General features: G+C 71.9%; 23 protein-coding genes. All 23 read left to right on the plus strand.

Translation table 11 applies throughout. The features are described 5' to 3' along the window. The first annotated feature begins 556 nt into the window (after positions 1–556). A complete protein-coding gene (locus ACMA1D_RS04215; protein ID WP_414722481.1) occupies positions 557–1,297 on the plus strand; it encodes a LuxR family transcriptional regulator in 741 nt (246 codons plus the stop codon). Between the two features lie 678 nt (positions 1,298–1,975). Next, entirely contained in the window at positions 1,976–2,728 is a 753-nt protein-coding gene (locus ACMA1D_RS04220; protein ID WP_414722482.1) for a recombinase family protein, read from the plus strand. A gap of 650 nt (positions 2,729–3,378) precedes the next feature. Next, positions 3,379–4,536 carry a beta-ketoacyl-[acyl-carrier-protein] synthase family protein gene (locus ACMA1D_RS04225; protein WP_414722483.1) on the plus strand — a complete coding sequence of 386 codons (1,158 nt, stop codon included), beginning with the start codon at positions 3,379–3,381 and terminating at the stop codon, positions 4,534–4,536. Continuing rightward, on the plus strand, positions 4,533–5,657 hold the full coding sequence (locus tag ACMA1D_RS04230; RefSeq protein WP_414722484.1) for a beta-ketoacyl synthase N-terminal-like domain-containing protein: 1,125 nt from the start codon (positions 4,533–4,535) through the stop codon (positions 5,655–5,657). The genes ACMA1D_RS04225 and ACMA1D_RS04230 overlap by 4 nt, the downstream gene beginning before the upstream one ends. 114 nt (positions 5,658–5,771) lie before the next feature. After that, positions 5,772–6,023 carry an acyl carrier protein gene (locus ACMA1D_RS04235; protein ID WP_349997754.1) on the plus strand — a complete coding sequence of 84 codons (252 nt, stop codon included), beginning with the start codon at positions 5,772–5,774 and terminating at the stop codon, positions 6,021–6,023. Beyond that, positions 6,024–6,404: a hypothetical protein gene (locus ACMA1D_RS04240; protein WP_349997753.1), complete on the plus strand. Its 381-nt coding sequence runs from the start codon at positions 6,024–6,026 to the stop codon at positions 6,402–6,404. Positions 6,405–6,413: 9 nt separating this feature from the next. After that, positions 6,414–6,953 carry a hypothetical protein gene (locus ACMA1D_RS04245; protein ID WP_414722485.1) on the plus strand — a complete coding sequence of 180 codons (540 nt, stop codon included), beginning with the start codon at positions 6,414–6,416 and terminating at the stop codon, positions 6,951–6,953. A gap of 3 nt (positions 6,954–6,956) precedes the next feature. Next, positions 6,957–7,295 (plus strand): DsrE family protein, encoded by a 339-nt coding sequence (locus tag ACMA1D_RS04250; RefSeq protein ID WP_349997751.1) that lies wholly within the window; start codon positions 6,957–6,959, stop codon positions 7,293–7,295. Continuing rightward, a complete protein-coding gene (locus ACMA1D_RS04255) occupies positions 7,295–7,777 on the plus strand; it encodes a hypothetical protein (protein ID WP_414722486.1) in 483 nt (160 codons plus the stop codon). The genes ACMA1D_RS04250 and ACMA1D_RS04255 overlap by 1 nt, the downstream gene beginning before the upstream one ends. Further along, complete coding sequence (locus tag ACMA1D_RS04260; RefSeq protein ID WP_414722487.1) at positions 7,777–8,169, plus strand: hypothetical protein; 393 nt, start codon at positions 7,777–7,779, stop codon at positions 8,167–8,169. Before ACMA1D_RS04255 ends, ACMA1D_RS04260 begins: the two co-directional genes overlap by 1 nt. After that, the gene (locus tag ACMA1D_RS04265; RefSeq protein ID WP_414722488.1) at positions 8,166–8,720 is read left to right on the plus strand and encodes a 3-hydroxyacyl-ACP dehydratase FabZ family protein; all 555 of its coding nucleotides are present in this window, start codon (positions 8,166–8,168) and stop codon (positions 8,718–8,720) included. The genes ACMA1D_RS04260 and ACMA1D_RS04265 overlap by 4 nt, the downstream gene beginning before the upstream one ends. Continuing rightward, positions 8,720–9,664 carry a 3-hydroxyacyl-ACP dehydratase FabZ family protein gene (locus tag ACMA1D_RS04270; protein WP_414722489.1) on the plus strand — a complete coding sequence of 315 codons (945 nt, stop codon included), beginning with the start codon at positions 8,720–8,722 and terminating at the stop codon, positions 9,662–9,664. The genes ACMA1D_RS04265 and ACMA1D_RS04270 overlap by 1 nt, the downstream gene beginning before the upstream one ends. Positions 9,665–10,016: 352 nt before the next feature. Continuing rightward, positions 10,017–10,277: an acyl carrier protein gene (locus ACMA1D_RS04275; protein WP_349997746.1), complete on the plus strand. Its 261-nt coding sequence runs from the start codon at positions 10,017–10,019 to the stop codon at positions 10,275–10,277. Positions 10,278–10,282: 5 nt separating this feature from the next. Further along, positions 10,283–11,494, plus strand: a complete 1,212-nt coding sequence (locus ACMA1D_RS04280) for a beta-ketoacyl-[acyl-carrier-protein] synthase family protein (RefSeq protein WP_414722490.1) — start codon at positions 10,283–10,285, stop codon at positions 11,492–11,494. Next, positions 11,491–12,660 carry a beta-ketoacyl synthase N-terminal-like domain-containing protein gene (locus tag ACMA1D_RS04285; protein WP_414722491.1) on the plus strand — a complete coding sequence of 390 codons (1,170 nt, stop codon included), beginning with the start codon at positions 11,491–11,493 and terminating at the stop codon, positions 12,658–12,660. Before ACMA1D_RS04280 ends, ACMA1D_RS04285 begins: the two co-directional genes overlap by 4 nt. Next, a complete protein-coding gene (locus tag ACMA1D_RS04290) occupies positions 12,644–13,855 on the plus strand; it encodes a beta-ketoacyl synthase N-terminal-like domain-containing protein (RefSeq protein WP_414722492.1) in 1,212 nt (403 codons plus the stop codon). The genes ACMA1D_RS04285 and ACMA1D_RS04290 overlap by 17 nt, the downstream gene beginning before the upstream one ends. After that, on the plus strand, positions 13,848–14,774 hold the full coding sequence (locus ACMA1D_RS04295; RefSeq protein ID WP_414722493.1) for a beta-ketoacyl synthase N-terminal-like domain-containing protein: 927 nt from the start codon (positions 13,848–13,850) through the stop codon (positions 14,772–14,774). The genes ACMA1D_RS04290 and ACMA1D_RS04295 overlap by 8 nt, the downstream gene beginning before the upstream one ends. Then, positions 14,771–16,549, plus strand: coding sequence for an alpha/beta fold hydrolase (locus ACMA1D_RS04300; protein WP_414722494.1), 1,779 nt, complete (start codon positions 14,771–14,773; stop codon positions 16,547–16,549). The genes ACMA1D_RS04295 and ACMA1D_RS04300 overlap by 4 nt, the downstream gene beginning before the upstream one ends. Further along, positions 16,546–17,184, plus strand: a complete 639-nt coding sequence (locus tag ACMA1D_RS04305) for a 2-hydroxychromene-2-carboxylate isomerase (RefSeq protein WP_349996448.1) — start codon at positions 16,546–16,548, stop codon at positions 17,182–17,184. Before ACMA1D_RS04300 ends, ACMA1D_RS04305 begins: the two co-directional genes overlap by 4 nt. A gap of 11 nt (positions 17,185–17,195) precedes the next feature. Further along, entirely contained in the window at positions 17,196–17,342 is a 147-nt protein-coding gene (locus ACMA1D_RS04310; RefSeq protein WP_414722495.1) for a hypothetical protein, read from the plus strand. 41 nt (positions 17,343–17,383) lie between these two features. Beyond that, complete coding sequence (gene fabG / locus ACMA1D_RS04315; protein ID WP_414722496.1) at positions 17,384–18,142, plus strand: 3-oxoacyl-[acyl-carrier-protein] reductase; 759 nt, start codon at positions 17,384–17,386, stop codon at positions 18,140–18,142. Continuing rightward, positions 18,139–18,594, plus strand: coding sequence for a 3-hydroxyacyl-ACP dehydratase FabZ family protein (locus ACMA1D_RS04320; protein ID WP_414722497.1), 456 nt, complete (start codon positions 18,139–18,141; stop codon positions 18,592–18,594). Before fabG ends, ACMA1D_RS04320 begins: the two co-directional genes overlap by 4 nt. Further along, complete coding sequence (locus ACMA1D_RS04325) at positions 18,591–19,091, plus strand: beta-hydroxyacyl-ACP dehydratase (RefSeq protein WP_349990871.1); 501 nt, start codon at positions 18,591–18,593, stop codon at positions 19,089–19,091. Before ACMA1D_RS04320 ends, ACMA1D_RS04325 begins: the two co-directional genes overlap by 4 nt. Position 19,092: the final 1 nt, after the last annotated feature.

Below are 19,092 nucleotides of genomic sequence, written 5' to 3' on the forward strand. Positions count from 1 at the left end.
GGGGTGGTTCGGATAGCGGACGGGAAGGGGAACTGCTTCCGGGCCCGGGAGCGGGGGCTACGCGGGCCCGGGAGCGGGGCGTGACTTCCGGCCCTGGGAGTGGAAGCGGAGTATCCGAATGGTCACCAGGAGTCATCCGTGCTGAACCTGACGGTCGCGGTTCGGGCGGGGCGCGGGTCGGATCGGCGGCGCGGACCATAGAAGTTTTAGACGACTATTGTTGAATCCCGAAGGTTGTGTATTTTGTTGACTTCGCAAGTTGTGGCCGTGTAGGTTTAGTGACCTATTGTGTGGTTACCACGGGGGCAGTCGCACGATTTAATATCGCGCAGTCGATGTGCGGCGGTCCGCGTGCGCCAATATCGACGGCCGTGAAAGTCGCGTATTGACGGCGAATTTACCCCGGGGTTTACCCCACGTCGAGAGTCCTTGCTCGACTCGCAGGGATTCCTAGCTGTTCAACGGGGTGAGAATGTCGACTTCTGGGACGATTGCTGCGGTTCCCGACCCGCCGGGCCGGCCGCCGCTACCAGATATCCCACGCGCGCAGTCCCAGGTGGTCGACGACGTCGACGACGCGCTGCGCCAGGTGCGGACCCTGATCGAGTCCGTGGTGACCAGGCACCAGGTCCGTACGCTCGACCAGTCGCTGCTGGTGACGACGGAGGACGCGGAGACCGCGGCGCAGGCGCTCGACCGGCTGGTCGCCCACGCCCAGCAGTCGGTGTGCGTGCTCGTGCCGTCCCAGCCCACCGGGCTCAAGGCGGTGACCGGCGCGCTGGAGGGGCTGGCCGGCGACTGGACCGGGAGCGCGGTGCGGGTGCGCCTCATCTGTTCGCCCGAGGTTGCCGTGGCGCACCGGCTCGCGGACTTCGAGGGCGTCGGCAAGGAGAGCGGGTCCGTACAGGTGCGCCTCGCGGGGGAGTCGCAGCGCGGGCTCGTCATTATCGACAACCGGGTGGCGCTGGTGCGCTCCGATCCCGATTCGGGCGACAAGCAGGCATCGCTGGTGCGGGCTCCGGTCGTGGTGCGGGCACTCCACGACATGTTTATGAGTAGCTGGCGACGGTCCATACCGCTCGCCGAATACGAGCGGATAAGCGAGTACCTGCGCGGCGGCTCCGGCACGCGCATCCTGCGTTTTCTCTACGAGGGTTATACCGACGAGGCGGCGGCCCGGGAATTGTCGGTTTCCGTACGCACCTACCGACGTCGGGTCGCCGAAATCATGCGGGCACTCGGGGCCACCTCCCGATTTCAGGCCGGTGTCTACACGTTGAAGATGGGACTGCTGTAAGGCCCGTCACAGCCCCTGCCCCGGAGGGTCGTCGCGCACAGCGTGGCGGCCCTCCGGGGCATTCTGTTCCATTGCTGTGGTGCAACCTGTACCGCTTTTTTGGTGCAGCCTGTTCCGGTTTTGCGGGGCGCCGTGCGCCACCTTTGTGGGGCGGCCTGTACCGCAGTTCGGGGCCGAGACAACAACTTGCCACCACTTATCCGCGGCCTACCGAAACCGTGTTTAGCCGCTGGCATCTTGTGGACTCCACGTTGTGTCACGAGCGGTGCCCCGCCTAGCGTGAAGCCACCGCGGGAACAGACGTCGACCTGGCTCAACCGGAAGCCAGGTCCCACCCGCTGCGGGCCTTGGTCAGGCCCAGCCAGCCCACACCGCCAACCACCCGGCAGCACGCCGCAACGATGCGGCCCGCAGGGGGCGGCGGGCGCCGCACGCACTGTCCACACCGTCACCGTCCGAACGCCACCGTCGGAGCGGCGCGCGTCCTTCGCGCTGCCGTCCACGACCTCACGACGCACATGATTACGGGGGAGTTTCATGCATCTGTCGTCGCCAGTACGGGACCGAATACCGTCCCAGCGGGCCGCCGTCGGTACCGCTGGGAAGCACGCCGACAGCGCCTCCGGGCGGGGCACGCGGCCCCGCATCTGGGGCCGTCCGCCCTATGGCTACCGTGCCGTGGCGGGCCCGGAGGGGACCGGGCTGCGCCTCGTACCGGACGAGCGGACCGCACCGGTCGTCCGGCGCATCTTCGACGAGTACCTGGCCGACCGCGGCCTCCAGGTCATCGCCGAGGGCCTGACCGCGGACGAGGTGCCGAGCCCGGGCTCGCACGGCCCGCGCACCGGGGACGGCGTCGCCGCCTGGTCCAAGAGCGCGGTCCGCGCCATCCTGGTCAACCCGCGCTACGCGGGGCACGCGGCGGCCGGCGGCTGCGGCAAGGGCGCGGCGGTCTGCACGCCGGTGCTGCCCAGCGAGGTCTTCGAGCGGGTACGGGACCGCTTCGACGCCCGCCGTACCACCAGGACCGAGACGGACCCGGGCGGCGCCGCGGCCCGCGCGTACGCGCTGCGCGGCATGGTGCGCTGCGCCCGCTGCAACCGGCTGATGCAGGGCACCTGGAACAACGCGGAGCCCTACTACCGCTGCCGCTTCCCGGCCGAGTACGCCACGGCCAACCAGATCGAGCACCCGCGCAACGTCTACCTGCGGGAACAGACCGTGCTCGGCCCGCTGACCTCCTGGCTGCGCTCGGCCGCCGCGCCGCACTGGCGGGTGCCGGCGCTGCGCACCACCGAGGGCCGGGCCCGGCTGGACGCGTTCCGTGCGATGGAGCTGCGGATGGTCTACGACGACTCGGAACGCCTGCTCCGGGTCAAGGCGGCGGCCGGCCCCGACGGCACGGTCCTGCGAGGCGCCCTGCCGCTCTGACGCCTGCCCCGGCGCGCCACGCGCCGCCAGCCGCTGGCCCGGCTGGCCTGGTTGGCCCGACTGGTCCAGCCGCGCGGCCCGTCCCGCACACCCGGCCCGTCCCGCACCGACCCGTCCCCGTACGGGCCGGGAGCGGGGGAGCCGGGCGCGCGGGGGCGGCTGCGGGGCGCGGGGCCCGTGGGGGCGGCCGGGGCGCGGGCGCCCGTTCGGGGAACGGTCGCACCGGCTCGTCACAACCGCGGACCGGTACGCGTCATGTCGTACGGGGTGGCTGGCCCGGGGCGCGACGTGCATGGCGCGTCCCGGGCCGGTTCCGGTGCCCCGAGGCGGGCGTGCCGCGGGAGACAGCCATGCCGCCGCGTCCCTTCCAAGCCAAACCGTGACGCTCCGAAGGAAGTTGACGTACGGATCAGTAGCACTGGCGCGCTGAACAGGACAGTTGGCCGCCAGTGGTGTGGAAAGAGCCCCCCAGCCAACCGGCGAAGTGGCCGCGAAAAGGCTGAAGCCAGACACGCCGAAGCCAGGCACCCGGAACGCCAGACACCCGGAACGCAAGAAACACCGAACACCCGAAGCACCCGAAGCACCGGAAACGCCAGGAACACCGAAAGCAGAGGAAGCGCAGTGACACAGCCACGGGGGATGGACGGATGAGCCAGGTGGTGATCACCGGTCTGGGCGCCGTGAGTTGCCTGGGCGGGACGGTGGACGAGCTGTGGGAGGGGCTGCTGCGGGCCGAGCACCGGCCCAAGCCGGCGCCCGCGGACTGCGGGCTCGCGAGCGACCCGCCGGTCTACCAGGTGCCGGACGCGCACCGGCTCCCCTCCGACCCGGACGGCCGCTTCCCCGGCCGGGCCAGCCGGATGGCGTGCACGGCGGTCGGGCAGGCCGTCGCCGACGCCGGGCTCGACGCGGCGGCGCTGGCCGACGCCGGCCTGACCGTCGGCACCACGCTGGGCGACATCGACCTGGCCGAGGAGGGCCGGGCGGCGGAGGCCGACCGCAGCGCCGAGACGTACCGGGTTTCGGCGGCGGTCGCCGGCACGTACGGACTCGGCGGGCCGAACCAGAGCCTGAGCACCGCCTGTTCCGCGGGCGTGTACGCGGTGAGCTGGGGCGCCGAGCTGATCACCAGCGGGCAGGCGGACGTGGTCATCGCCTGCGGCACCGACGGCTACTCGCGCGTCGCGCTGGCCTCGCTCGAACGGTTCGGGATGCTCGACACCGAGCTGTGCCGGCCCTTCGACGCCGACCGGCAGGGCATGGTCACCGGCGACGGCGCGGCGGCCGTGGTCCTGGAGTCGGCGGCGCACGCCAGGGCGCGTGGCGCGCAGCCGTACGCCGCGCTGGAGAGCGTGGGGTGGAGCTGCGACGGGCACCACCCGACCGCCCCCGAGCCGGGCGGCGAGCAGCTCAGCCGCGCGGTGACCGACGCGCTCGGCGGCGCGGCCGGCACGCCGGGCGCCGCCGTGCTGCACCGGGCCGGCATCGCGGTCAACGACGTGGTGGAGAGCCAGGTCATCGCGACCGCGCTGGGCGCGGCGGCGGCCGAGGTGCCCGCGTACGGGATCAAGGCCGTCATCGGTCACACGGCGGGCGCGGCCGGGGTGTTCGGCTGTGTGGCCGCCTCGCTGATGCTGCGGCACGGCAGCGTGCCGCCCAACGCGCACGTCGCCACGCTCGACCCCGAGTGCCCGCTGACCGTGCCGCTGGCCGGCCCGGTGCCGCTGGTCAGGCCGCGGGTGCTGGTCAGCGCCACCGGCTTCGGGGGGAACAACGCCGCACTGGTTCTGGGAGCCGCCTCGTGAACGCGTACATCTCCGGCATCGGCATGGTCGCGCCCGGCGTGCGCGCGCTGGACGACCTGGACGGGCCGCAGGCGCCGGAGCCGGTGCCGGCCGACTGGTTCGACCCGGTGCCCTTCCTCGGCAAGCGCGGCTGGAAGTACTTCACGCCCGCCACCCGCTACCTGCTGGCCGCGGCCAACGAGGCGCAGGGCACCCGGCACGGCGACGCGCCCCCCGAGGGCCAGGTGGCCGAGCGGGTCGGCGTCACCACCGGCACCCACCACAGCATCAGCGCCATGCACCAGCGCCTGGACCAGATCGCCCGCGAGGAGGGCCCGGCCGGGATGAGCCCGGCCGAACTCCCCGGCTTCTCGGTCAACATGCCGGCCAGCCAGCTCGCCATCTCGCTGCGCTGCCGCGCCTTCTCGGTGACGCTGACCAACCCGGTGGTGGCCGGGCTCGAAGCGGTCCTGTTCGCGGCCTCGGCGCTGGCGGCCGGGCGCGCCGACCGGGTCCTTGCGACCGCGACCGAGGAGGCCCCGGCGGCGTACGGGGTGGGCGCGGCGGCCGACGGCGGCGCGCGCACGCTGGGCGGCGCGGCCGTGCTGGCGCTCGACGCCGCGCCGGCCGCCGGCCCCGACGGGCGGGCGCCGCTCGGTGAAGTGCTCGGCGGTGCCTCCCGGTTCGTGCCGGTCGCGGCCGACGGGACGTGGCAGCCGCGGGCACTGGACGCTGCGGTGCGCCGGGTGGTGGCACTGGCCACGGGCGAGGGCGCGGGCGGGGCCTCGGATGCGGTCGTGGGCGCGGCGACCGGGGCGGCGAATCCGGCGGCGGCCGAAGCCGCAGAAGCGACCATCCCCGGCGCGGCCGAAGTGCCGCCGCTGCGCTACGCGTTCTGCGGGCCGGCCGCAGCCGCCCCCGCGGACGAGGCGCTGCGCAAGGCACTGGTGGAGAGCGGGCGTCCGGTGGTCGAGGCGCCGGCCTCGCGCGGCGCCGACGCCCGGTACGGAACGGTCTCCGGAATTCTGCGCATCGGGCAACTCCTGCGGGCCCCGGGGCCCTGGTTGCTGGTCGCCGCTTCCGCCGACGGACATCTCACCGCGGTCCGCGGAAATTCTGCTTTTCCCAACACCCATGCATAACGGGGTCACCGGCTTCTTCTCGCGTAGCGTTTGACGCGCGGGGCGCCGGACGGAAATCGCGGAGCGGGTCCCGTTCGAGAGTTCCGGTGGTTCACCGGAGAAAGGAAAGAATTCATGACCACGCAGGCTGAGGTAAATCGAGATGAACTGCGGGAGCTGGTCGCCGACGCGCTCGACGTCGAGCCCGAGTCGCTGACCGACGACGCCCGCTTCATCGAGGACCTGGAGGTCGATTCCCTCGTCGCCCTCGAAATGTCGGTGATCTTGGAGCGCCGCTACGAGGTGAAGATCGACGAGAAGGAGATCACCGAGATCAAGCGGCTGCCCGACGTGTACGACCTGCTGGTGCGGAAGCTGGCCGGCTGAATGAGCGCGGTCACGCTGCTGCCGGGTGCCGAGGTGGTGACGCTCGACGAGGGCGCCATCCACGTCAAGATCGCCATCGACCCCGCCGCCCCCGTCTTCGCCGGGCACTACCCGCACTTCCCGCTGCTGCCCGGCGTCTTCACGCTGGACGCCGTGGACCACGCGGTACGGCTGCACGCCGAGCGGACCGGCAACGTCACGACGGAGCTGGCCGAGGTGCGCTCCGTACGCTTCGCGTCGCCGGTCTTCCCCGGCGACGTGCTCACCGTCGAGTGCACGGTCAAGACCGTGGACGAAGGTGAGAGGGACGTCAGAGTGCGCTGCCACACTGACCGGGACAAGACCGCGACCCTGCGGTTGCGGTACCGCGATTCCCGGTGAGGAGACGTCATGGGCAGCCACACGACCTGGGGTGCGACCGAGGCGGAGTGCCACCTCGACTTCCCGTGTGACCAGCACATCCCACAGCCGTACGACAGCCACCACCGCGCGATCGACGTCGATGCGCCGGTGCCGCTGGCCTTCCGCTGGCTGTGCCAGCTCAAGGTCTCCGCGTACACCTACGGACGGCAGGGCCGCAGCCCGCGCACGCTCACGCCGGGCGTGGAGCGGCTGGCCGTCGGGCAGCGCTTCCTCGCCTTCGACCTGGTGGAGTTCGCGGAGGACGACCACCTGACCGGCGTGACCTACCCGGCCGCGCGCCGCAAGTACGGGCTGATCGCCATCACGTACCGGGTGGTGCCGCGCGGCGAGCACGCCAGCCGCTACCTGGTGCGGCTCAACTCCGCCACCCGCAAGGGCGTGGGCCGGCCGCTGGGCGAGGCGCTCGCCTTCGGCGACGGACTCATGATGCGCAAGCAACTACAGACACTGAAGGCGCTGGCCGAGCGTGATGCGGCGGGGGCCCGAACGCAAGAGGGGGATGGATAGCCGGTGGGCGACAAACCATCGCGTTACCTGCTGATAGAGAGCCAGGGCAACTGGGCCGGGCCCAACGCGGGCCGCTTCCTGGGGGACGCGTCCGCGCTCGCCAAGGCCGGCCACGAGGTGTCGGTGTTCCTGGTCCAGGATGGGGTGTTCGCCGCGGTGAACGACTCCGTGCCGGAGATCGCCGCACTGGCCGAACTCGGCGCCACGGTGTGGGCCGACGACTTCTCCACCGCCCAGCGCGCGCTGCCCGCGCGCTCCCTGTCGCCGCACGTCGCCCTGGTGGGCATGGACACGGTGGCCGAACTCCTGATGTCCGACGGCTGCCGGGCGGTGTGGCACTGATGACGAACACCACCATCGAGACCGCGGGCGCCACGGGCGCCGAAGGCACCGCCGTACAGGCCGCGCCGCAGAAGACGAAGATCGTGCAGCGCCGCTGGGGCCTGCTCCTCGTGGTCACCGCGGCGCCGCACTCCAACGACGTGATCACCTCCGCGCTGCGCCTCGCGCAGTCCGTGCTCGACCAGGGCAAGACGGTACGGATGTGGGCCTGCGGCTACGCCAACATGCTGACCCAGAAGTCACACGGCGACACCAAGCTGATCAACACCCGCGACCCCGAGGGCTACTACCCCTCCAGCGCGCACATCGTGCGGGAGATGCTGGCGGCCAACCCGGGCAAGTTCGCCTGGATCGCCTGCACCGCGTGCAGCGCCGAGCGCGGCGCGACCGACCACATCGCCGAGGTCCGCTTCCGGTCCCCGATGCGCTTCGTGTCCACCATCGAAGCCGCTGACCAGACCGTGTTCATCGGGGGTGCCTGATGTCTGACTACCGTGTGCTCGGCGTCATCGACCGGGGCTACCGGGGCGCCGTCGAGGTGCAGTTCTTCGACGCGCTGTACGGCATCCTCGACTTCCGCCAGCAGCTCGGCGGGGTCGCGCTCGCGCTGCGCGGCGCCGCCGTGACCGTCGCCATCGACGAGGCGGACTACAAGCCGGTCGTCGAGTTCGGCCCGGTCCGCATCGACACGCTGCCCGACTACCGCTCCTCGGTGCGGCAGCTCATCGCCGAGGGCGTGCCGGTCATGGTGGACGAGCCCGACCTGAAGGCGCTCGGCTTCACCGCCGATGACCTGATCGCGGGCGTGCAGTGCCTGGACACCAACGAGTTGGCCGCCCGCTGGGACGAGTACGACGGGGTGTGGTTCGTGTGACCGGCGCGCAGCCGCAGGCCGCCGGGGTGCAGCGGGTCAAGGACCTGATCCCGCACCGCTTCCCGATCCTCCTGGTGGACCGGGTCGCCGAGGTGCAGCCGGGCGAGCGGATCGTCACCCACAAGGCCGTCTCGGTGAACGAGCCCTGGTACCAGGCGCTGCCGGACGACACCGCGGACGCCGGGTACGCGTACCCGGTGCCGCTGCTCATCGAGTCCTGGTGCCAGAGCGCGGCGCTGCTCACCGCCTGGGACCAGGACCCGGCCGAAGCCGAGGGCCAGGTCGCGCTGTTCGGCGGGATGAGCGGCATCGAGGTGGTCGGCCAGGCGTTCCCCGGCGACGTGCTCCGGCACGAGGTGCGGATCAACCGGGCGTTCGCCGGCACCTGGTTCTTCGACGGCGCCACCACCACGGCCGACGGCCGCGAGGTGCTGCGGGTCGACTCGGTGATGACCGCGATGCGGCCGAGTTCGGTGCTGGCCCCGCCGGCCGAGACGGCCGAGGCGGCCGAGACGACGGACGCCGGCGCGGCCGAGGGGGCAGCGGTCTGATGGTGACCGTGGCCGACAAGCTCTCCTTCGCCGCCCCGCTGCGCGCGGTCGACCGGGTCGAGCTCGTGGAGAGCGACGAGGGCACCCGGCTGCGCGCCACCAAGGTGGTGCGCGCCAGCGACCCGTACATGGCGGGCCACTTCCCGGGCCTGACCATGCTGCCCGCGGTCTTCCTCCTGGAGGGCGTGCGGCAGGCGGTCGCCGAGGCGTTCGCGCTCGGCGAGGTGCCCGAACTGCTTGAGGTGCGCTCGGCCAGGCTCCAGGCACCGATGCTGGGCGACGACGAGATCACCGTGGACGCGGCGGTACGGGCCGAGGGCGAGCAGCGCTGGTTCCTGGACGCGCGCTGCACCCGGCAGGACGGCACCCCGGTGGCGCGGCTCAAGCTGCTGGTCGGGGTCCCCGCCGAGGAGGCGCCGCTGACCAGCGCGAACGGGCCGCTCGTCGCGCCCGCTCCGGTCAGCGGGCCGCCCGTCATCGGCCATGCCCGCATCCGCGAACTGCTTCCCGTACGCCACCCGATGCTGCTGGTGGACGGCGTGGTCGCGGTCGCCGCTGGCGAGTCGATCAGCGGAGTCAAGGCCGTCACCGGCGGCGAGGTCTGCTACCAGGGCCTGCCCGACGGACTGCCGGACGGGCGCTACACCTTCCCGCGCTCGCTGGCCTTCGAATCCTTCGGCCAGACCGCGGCGCTGCTGTGGCTGGCCACGGCGGAGGCCGGCGGCCCGGACGGGGTGCTGATGCTGGCCGCCATCCGCGGCTGCCGCTTCACCGGCGGCGTCCAGCCGGGCGAGGTGCTGCGGCACGTGGTGCGGCTGGAACAACTGGTCTCGGGCAACGCCTTCATGTCGGGCGAGATCTGGGCCGCCGACCGCTGCGTGGCGGTCATCGATTCGCTGATCGCCGTCACCCGGCCCCGGACGGCGGTCCAGGCGCCCCGCTGAGCGGACACCGGAGCGGGGGCCGGGCCGCTTCGGCCGGCCGGTCCGTCGGTCCGCCGGTCGACCGGCCAGGTGCCGCCCCCTCCCCCGAATGTCATGGATTCGCAACGGATATCGCGGGTCTGTCATTCGCGGGTAACGGGTTATTAATTTCCTTTGCCGAATACTGGTAAAGACGGTTCCGCACGCTCTCTAGCGGTCCGTGAAAAGCCGTGCATAGGTCGCGTGGAGACGGGCGTCGGCTATCTGTGAACGCCCATCAAAGTTCGCTGTCACAGGACTCCACTGCCTAGCATTGAAGTTGTTGGGACGCGGGAGATCGCAGTCCCGAATTCCCCTAGAAAGGTTGCCGTAAATGACGACTGCCACCAAGCAGGAGCAGCTCGACGAGATCCGCGAGATCGTCGCGGAGGTGCTGGAGCTTGAGCCCGAGGAGATCACCGAGACCAGCCACTTCATCGAGGAGCACGAGGCCGACTCGCTGCGCGCGATCGAGATCCTCGCCCGCCTGGAGAAGAAGTACAAGGTCGAGATCCCGCAGTCGGAGCTCCCCAAGATGATCAACCTCACCGAGGTCTACAACGTGCTTGCCGAGCACGCTGGTTGGCAGGGCTGAGCCTCATGTCACTCCGACGGGTAGTCATCACCGGCCTGGGGCCTGTGTCGAGCATCGGGATCGGGGCGTCCGCTTACAGCGAGGGGCTGCGTGAAGGCGTCAACGGCGTCTCGCCGATCGCCTGCTTCGATCCCACTGGATTCCCCTACGTCATGGCCGGCGAAGTCCACGCCTTCCGGCCAGAGAACATGGTCCGGCGGCTGTCTGTCGAGGAATGGGGCCGTACCAGCCTCTTCGCGGCGTCCGCGGCCCGTCTCGCGGTCGCGGACGCCGGAATCGACGAGGACGAACTGGCCGCCTCCCGCGCCGGATCGAGCATGGGCACCACCGGCGGCGAGTCGCAGGTGCTGGAGAAGCTCACCGGCGACTCGCTGACCGCGGGCATGGGCGGGCTGGACGCGGGCCTGGTGCGCCAGGTCTCCAGCGCCCGCCTCTCCCAGGCCGTCAACCGCGAACTGCGCCTGACCGGCGACGCCGTGACCCTCTCCACCGCCTGCTCGGCCAGCAACTACGCACTCGGTTACGCGTACGACCTGATCCGCACCGGCGAGGCGGACTACATGATCGCCGGTGGCGCGGACTCGGTCGGCCGCTGGTCGCACGCCGGGTTCTACCGCCTCGGCGCGCTCACCGAGAAGGCGTGTTCGCCCTTCGACAAGGACCGCTCCGGCATCATCACCGGTGAGGGCGGCGCCGCCATGTTCCTGGAGTCGCTGGAGTCGGCCCAGGCGCGCGGCGCGCGCATCCACGCCGAGGTCCTCGGCTACGGGCTGAACTGCGACGCCAACCACATGGTCGCCCCGCACCGGGACAGCATCGCCGAGTGCATGCGCATCGCGCACGCCAACGCGGGCGTCAAGGCCGAAGAGGTCGACTACATCTGCGCCCACGGCACCGGCACGCCGGCCAACGACTTCGTCGAGGCCAGCGCCGTCGTGGACGTCTTCGGCGACAACCCGCCGCCGATCAGCTCCACCAAGTCGATGCTCGGGCACACCATGGGCGCCGCCTCGGGCCTGGGCGCCATCGCCTCGGTGCTCGGCATCGCGGGCTCGTTCCTGCCGCCCACCATCAACTTCAACACCCCGGACCCGGACATGCCCAAGATCGACCCCGTGCCCAACAAGGCACGCACCGCCGATGTGCGGATCGCGCAGGTCAACGGCTTCGCGTTCGGTGGCAACAACGCCATCGTCATGCTCGGGAGGCCCTCGTGAGCGCGCCCGCACCCGCCCCGGCGCCGGCGGCGCCCGGCACCCGCTCCACCGCGCTGGCCATCACCGGCTTCGGCGTCCTCTCCGGCGCCGGCATCGGCCCCGAGGCGCTGGCCGCCGCGCTCGCCGCGCCGGCTGCCCCGGTCGACGTCAGCGAGATGTTCGAGGAGGAGCTGCCGCGCAACGACGCGCACGCACTCGTGGACTTCAAGGTCCGCGACCACCTCGGCCGCAAGGGCACCTCGTTCTTCGACCGCTCCACCTCGCTCGGCATGGTCGCCTGCAAGGAGGCGCTGGCCGACACCGCGCTGGAGATCACGGACGAGAACCGGGCCCGGATCGGCATCACGCTGGGCACCACCGCCGGCAGCGCCAAGTCGACCAGCGACTACAGCAAGGACACCTTCATCCAGGACCGTCCTTACCTGGTCAACCCGCTGCTGTTCCCGAACGCGGTGATGAACTGCGCGGCCGGCCAGTCGGGCATCAAGTTCGGACTCCAGGGCCCCAACGCCACCATCGCCGGCGGCCCGATGGCCATGCTGAACGTGCTGCGCTACACCCGCAACCTCATCAACTGCGGCTACGCGGACGCGCTGCTGGCCGGCGCGGTCGAGGAGTTCAGCCCGCAGGAGTCGTGGGCCGTGCACTACGCGCAGTCCGTCTTCGGCGGCGACACGGCGCCCGGTGAGGGCGCGGCCGTGTTCGTCGTCGAGAACGCGGACGCGGTCCGCGCCGCGGGCCGCACCCCGGACGCCGAGGTGCTCTCGGTCGAGGTCGGCGTCTTCGACCCGCCCGGCGCCGACGGCGAGTTCAGCCGCGGCCTCGGCCTGTGCATCAGCCGCGCCCTGGAGCGGGCCGGCGTCAGCGCGGCCGACATCACCACGGTGGCCACCGCCACCAACGGGATGACCGTCCTGGACGAGGCCGAGGACCGCGCCGTGGACGCGATCCTGGGCGCCGGCACCGCGCGGCTGCGGGTCAAGGAGGCCACCGGCGAGGCGTTCAGCGCCTCCGGCGCCTTCCAACTCGCCGCCCTGCTCGCCCGGCACCGGGCGGAGCCCGCGCGGGACGGCGAACTGTCGCTGATCACCACGCGGTCCGCCGAGGGCGCGGCCGGTGCGGCCGTCGTCAGGGGGTGGAGTCGTGTCGGTGGCGATCACGGGTAGCTCCATGGTGAGCTGCCACGGCGATCTCGATGCCACGTTCGACGCGCTGGTCGCCGGGCGCAGCGGGGCCTCCCCGCTGCGCATCGGCGACCCCGCCAAGCTGAACGTCACCCACGGCTACGGCATCGACGCCGCGACCGAGGATGGCTACCGCGCCGCCACCACCGCCGCCGTCGCGGGCGCCGGCGGTGGTGTGCAGGGCGCGGCGCAGGACGCGTACGGGGTCGGCGAGCAGGTGCGGCTGGCCGGCCGGTGGCTGGCCAGCGCCGTCGCCGGTGCGCTGGCCGAGGCCGGCGTGGACCCGGCCGAGCGCCGGGTCGCGGTGCTGGTCGGCACCGGGCTGCGGGAGCTGCGCGCGGTGGAGGAGTGGCACGGCGACGGCGCCGCGCTGCGCCTGGCCCAGCTCCACTTCAACGAGGCCGTGCGATCGGTGGCGCCCGGCGTGACCGAGGTGCACACCCTCGCCAACGCCTGCGCCGCCTCCGGTTACGCGCTCGCGCTCGCCGCCGACCTGCTCGACCTGGAAGAGGCCGACGCGGTGGTGGTGGCCGGCTGCGACACCATGACCGAGTCGATGCTCACCATGATCGGCCGGGTCGGGACGACGACGGCCGACACCGTGCGGCCCTTCGACGAGGACCGGGACGGGGTGCTGCTCGGCGAGGGCGCCGCGGCCGTCGTCCTCGAACTCCCCTCCGACAAGCCGGCGTTCGGACACATCAGGGCCGTCGGCATCGGCTGCGACGCGTTCCACGAGACCGCGCCCGACCCGAACGGCATCGTCGCCACCATGCGCGACGCCCACCAGCGGGCCGGCATCACGCCCGCGGACGTGGACCTGGTGGTGGCGCACGGCACCTCCACCGCGCTCAACGACCCGACCGAGGCGACCGCGCTCGCCGAGCTCTTCGGCGACCTGCCCGCCGAGCAGGCGCCGGTGGTCACCGGCATCAAGGGCGCGATCGGCCACACCTCGGGCGGCGCCGCGCTGATGAGCGTGCTGGTGGCCTGCCGGGCCATGCGCACCGGCACCGTGCCGGCCGTCACCGGCCTGCGCACCGCGATCCCCGAGGCCCAGCCGCTGTCCCTGGTGGTCGGCGAGCCGCTGGCGGCCCGGCCCAAGGTGGCGCAGATCAACGCGTTCGGCTTCGGCGGCGTGAACGCCGTCACCATCGTGGAGGCCGTCGATGTCTGAGACCCGCAAGGCGGATGAGCCGCTGGCCGTCGCCGCCTGGGCCGTACACGTACCCGGGCTGACCGCGGCCGACCTGCCGGGCTCGCCCGACGAGCCGGCGTGCACGCCCGATGACGCCAAGGACGTGCTGGGCCGCAAGGGCCTGCTCGGCAAGGAGCCCTCGACCCGGCTGGCGCTGTGCGCCGTGCACCGGGCGCTCGGGCTGCCCCCGGGCAAGCTGGCCGAGCCGCTGCCGTACGCGCCGGGCACCGCCGTCGTCGTCGCCTCCAACCTCGGCAACGTCGAGACCGTGTGCACGGTCCTGGACGACATGCGCGAGCGCGGCGGCACCGCGGTCAGCCCGCTGGACGCGCCCAACGCCTCCAGCAACGTCATCGCCTCCTCGCTGGCCATCAAGTACGGCTTCAACGGCCCCAACCTGGCCGTCTGCTCCGGCGCCACCGCCGGGCTCGACGCCGTCCGGCTGGCCCGGCTGCTGATCCTCGGCGGGCGCGCCGAGCGGGCCGTGGTGGTGGGCGTCGAGCCCGCCGACCCGATCGCCAGCGCCCTGTCCGGGCTGCGCACCGGCGAGAGCGGCGCACTGGTCGGCGGCGCGGGCGTCGTGCTGCTCGGCCGGCCCGGCGCCTGGCCGTGGGAGACCGGCATCACGTGCGGCCCGGTGGTACGGAGCACGGAGCGGCCCGAGGCCGCGGCGCCGGCCCTGGCCGACGCGGCGGGCGGCGAGTTCTACGGCGCCGCCGGCGTCGTACGGCTGGCCGCGGCGGCGGCGACCCTCAACGCCGCCGCCGACCCGGCCGCAGCGCCGTCGTACACGGTCGGCTGCGGCGACGCCGACGACGGCTACCTGACCGTCTCCGTCGGCCGCGCCGCCGAGCGGGCCGCAGACCGTACGCCGGTCGGCGCGGGGAGCGCGTCGTGAGCCGGGGGACCGACGGCTGGACCCTCATCGCATCGGACGGGCCGCTCCAGGTGTGGCGCGGCCCGGGCGAAGGCCCGGCCCTGGTGGCCGCGCACGGCATCGAGGACTCCTGGAAGAACTGGCGCGAGCTGACCGGCAAGGTCCCCGGCTACACCCCGTACGCCCTGCAACTGCCCTGGCACGGCGGCAACGACTACACCTGGCCGGCCGGCGGCGGGCCTGCCGATTGGCTGCGGCGGGCGCTGGCGCTCGTACCCGAGCAGCCGAAGGTCCTGGTGGGGCACTCCTTCGGCGCCAACGCCATCCTGGAGCACCTGTCCACGCTTGAGGGCGATCCGGAGCTGGACGCGGTGCTGCTGGTCGCGCCCTTCTACCGGCCCGCCGACTTCCCGCTGTCCGAGCCGCTGCGGCTGCGCTCGCTGGCCGCCTTCCGCCGCGTCCTGGTGGACGGGCTGCGGGTGTCGCTCGGCAGCAAGGCCGGGCGGATGGACCCCGAGGTGCTCTCCCTCATGGAGCACAAGCTGCTGGGTCGGGCCGTGCCCGCCGGGTTCCCCGTCTTCTACGACGCGTTCGAAGCCTCGGGCCACCACGACCTGTCCCGCATCACCGTGCCCACGCTCGTCCTGGTGGGCCGGGGCGACGAGGGCATGACGCCGATGCGCGCCGCCGCGCTCGACCGGGCCATGCCCGCCGCGACGCTGCGCATCAAGCCGAACTACGGCCACTTCTGCCACATGGAGCAGACCGAGGAGATGAGCGCGGAGACCATCGCCTTCCTCCGCGCCCCCCGGTCAGCCGCCGACTCTCCCGAAGGAGGAACAACCGTGACCGAACTGCTCGACGGTCAGCCGACCAGCTACGTCGGATCACCGCGCTACGAGGGCGCCAACATCCGCACCTGGATCGGTTTCAAGCACTTCATGTACCTGGTCGAAGAGGGGGTGTTGCAGTACTTCCGCGACCGCGGCGTGGGCGCCCGCGACATCTACCACCGCTACGGCCTCGGCCTGGAGATCGTCGACTCCTCGGTGCAGCTCCCGGTGGCCCTTGAGGCCGAGGAGCAGGTGTACGCCACCGTCGTCTCCGCCAAGCCCAAGCCGGGCCAGGGCGCGCCGTTCAACGTGACGCTCACCGTCGAGCGCGAGGGCGAGACCGTCACCACCCTCAAGGGCAAGGTCCGGGTCGCGCTGGTCGCCGTCAAGGACGGTTCGGGCAGCGAGCCGGTGCCGGCGATCCTGGAGCCGTACGTGGTCCCGGACGTGTCCGCGCTGACCAACTCGGCCAAGGCCACCCTGCCGGTCCCGGCCGGCTCCAGCGTCGCCGACGTGCTGGCCCCCGAGGGCTCCGGCGCCTACCTGTGGGACTGGCGCGCGCCGTACTACTACTGCCACTTCTCCGACCGGCTCCAGCACTCCGCGTACATCAGGACCATGGAAGAGGTCGTCGACCGCTTCCTGGCCGACCGGGGGCTGGCCGTCGGCAAGCTGCTGGACGAGCGCGGCTGGATTCCGGTGGTCTCGCGGGCCCGGGTGCAGATGGTCTCCGACATCTACATGGAGGAGACGGTGCACACCGTCTTCAAGGTCGAGGACATCCTCAAGGACACCATGTACACCGCCCGCATGGACTGCTACGTGCGCCGCGGCGACAGCCTGGAGCTGGCCGCCACCGGCACGATCATGCACGGGTACGCGATCAGCCGCGGCGAGAACGCCGGCACCGTCGCCGTCCTGGACGAGGCCACCCAGCAGACCCTGCTCGGGGGTGCCGCATGAGGAAGCCGCCGCGCCTGTACTTCTCGCTCCGCTCGCCGTTCAGTTGGATGGCCGTCCGGCAGCTCGAAGAGCGTTTCCCGAACGCGCAGGACATCATCGAGTACATCCCGTTCTTCGAGCCGGACGCGATCAGCAGCGCCGCACTCGAAGAGCAGGGTGGCGAGTTCCACTACGTGGCCATGAGCAAGGCCAAGCACCTCTACATCCTCAACGACACCAAGCGCCTGTCGCAGAAGTTCGGCTACGCCATGAAGTGGCCGATCGACAAGGGCGACGAGTGGTGGGAGCTGCCGCACCTGGCCTGGATCAAGGCCAAGGAGCTGGGCGTGCACCGCGCGTACTACACCGCGGCGATGGCCGCCCGCTGGGAGCGCGGCGAGGACATCTGCAACCGCGAGACCCTGCACCGGGTGTGCACCGAGGCGGGCCTGGACGCCGACGCCCTGGTCGGCGCGCCCGACGAGCCGCACATCCGCGAGGCGGGCGTGCAGGCCCTGATGCGGGTGTACGAGGACGACGTCTTCGGCGTCCCGTACTTCAAGGTCGGCCGGCACCGCTTCTGGGGCCTGGACCGGCTGGACGACTTCGTTACCACCCTCGAAGAGGCGCTGGCCACGGCCGCCGCCAAGGCGTGAAGGAGTGCGTGATGACCACCGCTAGCCCCGAGCAGCAGACCGAGAACTACCCGCTGGTGGACGCCGAGTGGGGCCCCGACCCGCTGGCGGACATCCCCGCCGAGCTGATCGAGCGCCACGGCGCCATGGACCACGACACCGCGGGCGGCTGCGGCTGACGCCGCGGCCCACCACCGCCCAGAAGGGGAAGGACGACCCAGTGACCGAGACCGGGACCGACACCGAGCGCCCGATGGCGATCGTCACCGGCGGCTCGCGCGGCATCGGCCGCGCCACCGCCGTACAACTGGCCGCCGACGGCTACGACATCGCGTTCTGCTACCGCAGCGGCAACGACGCGGCGGCCGAGACCGAGAAGCTCATCCGCGAGAAGGGCGCGCAGGTCTACCACGCGCCGTGCGACGTGTCCGACTACGAGGCGGTGCAGGCGTTCGTCAAGGACGCCAAGGCCGCCCTCGGCCCGGTCACCGTCCTCGTCAACTCCGCGGGCATCGTCCGGGACAACCCGATGGTGCTGATGCCGCCGGAGGACTGGCAGACGGTCATCGACACCAACCTGAACGGCACGTTCAACTTCTGCCGCTCGGTGGTCTTCGACTACATGAAGGCCAAGGCCGGCGTCATCGTCAACATGTCCTCGATCTCCGGGGTCTACGGCCACGCCACCCAGTCCAACTACTCGGCCTCCAAGGCCGGCATCCAGGGCATGAGCAAGTCGCTGGCCAAGGAGGTCGCCGGCTACGGCATCCGGGTCAACGTCGTGGCGCCCGGCTTCATCGAGACCGACATGACCGAGGCGCTGCCGGAGAAGATCCGCGCCCAGGCGCTGAAGTCCATTCCGATGAAGCGCTACGGCGGCGCCGACGAGGTCGCGGACCTGGTGTCCTTCCTGGTCTCCGACCGCGCCCGGTACATCACCGGCGAGGTCATCGAGATCGACGGCGGAGTGGCGCTGTGACCAGCGCCGCACCGGAGGCGGTGACCGCCCGCGCAGCCGAGGCGGTCACCGTCACCGGGCCCGGCCTGCGGGCCGCGCCGATCAAGCCGGTCGACGTGGTGACCGTGGTCTCCGAGTCCGAGGTCATCGCCGTGAAGCAGGTGCGCGCCGACGACCCGTACCTGGAGGGCCACTACCCGGACATGACGGTCTACCCGGGCGTCTTCCTCATCGAGAGCGCCTACGAGGCCGTGCTGCACCTCGTCCGCACCACCCGCGGTCCGCAGGCCGACGCCGAACTGACGGCGCTGGACTCGGTCCGCTTCACCACCGCCCTGCGCCCCGGCGACGAACTGCGGGTGCGCTGCGAGTGCCGGCCCGGCGACGAGCCCGGCACGCTCGCGGTCATCGCTCACTGCACCACGGGTGAGGCGAAGGCCGCCCTGCTCAAGATGCGATACCGGTTGCGATGAGCGGCCGAATCGGGGGAACCATGCACGACTACGCGGCCATCCGCCGCCTCATACCGCACGCCCATCCCATCCTGTTGGTCGACCGGGTCCTGGAGATGGACCCGTACGACCGGATCGTCACCACCAAGACCGTCAGCGGCTGCGAGCCCTGCTACGGCAGGCTCGCCCCCGACCTGGAGACCCGCGCCTTCGCCTATCCGCCCTCGCTGCTCATGGAGTCCTGGGGACAGGGCGGCGCGGTGCTGTGGATGGAGCGCATCAAGGCGCAGCAGCGGGAGCGCGAGGGCGCCCTGATCCTGGCCGCCACCCGCAACGTGCAGTTGCACCGCTCGGTGTACCCGGGCGACACGCTGCGCCACGTGGTCCGCGTCGACCAGTACGTGGGCGACAACGTGATCCTCAGCGGTGAGTCCTTCGTGGGCGATGAGCTGGTGGCGACCGTCGGGTACGCCATGGCCGTCATGCGCCCGTCCGAGCGTGTTGCGTGGGAGGCGTGAG

This window comes from Streptomyces sp. 796.1, assembly GCF_047525675.1.
Lineage (GTDB): Bacteria > Actinomycetota > Actinomycetes > Streptomycetales > Streptomycetaceae > Streptomyces.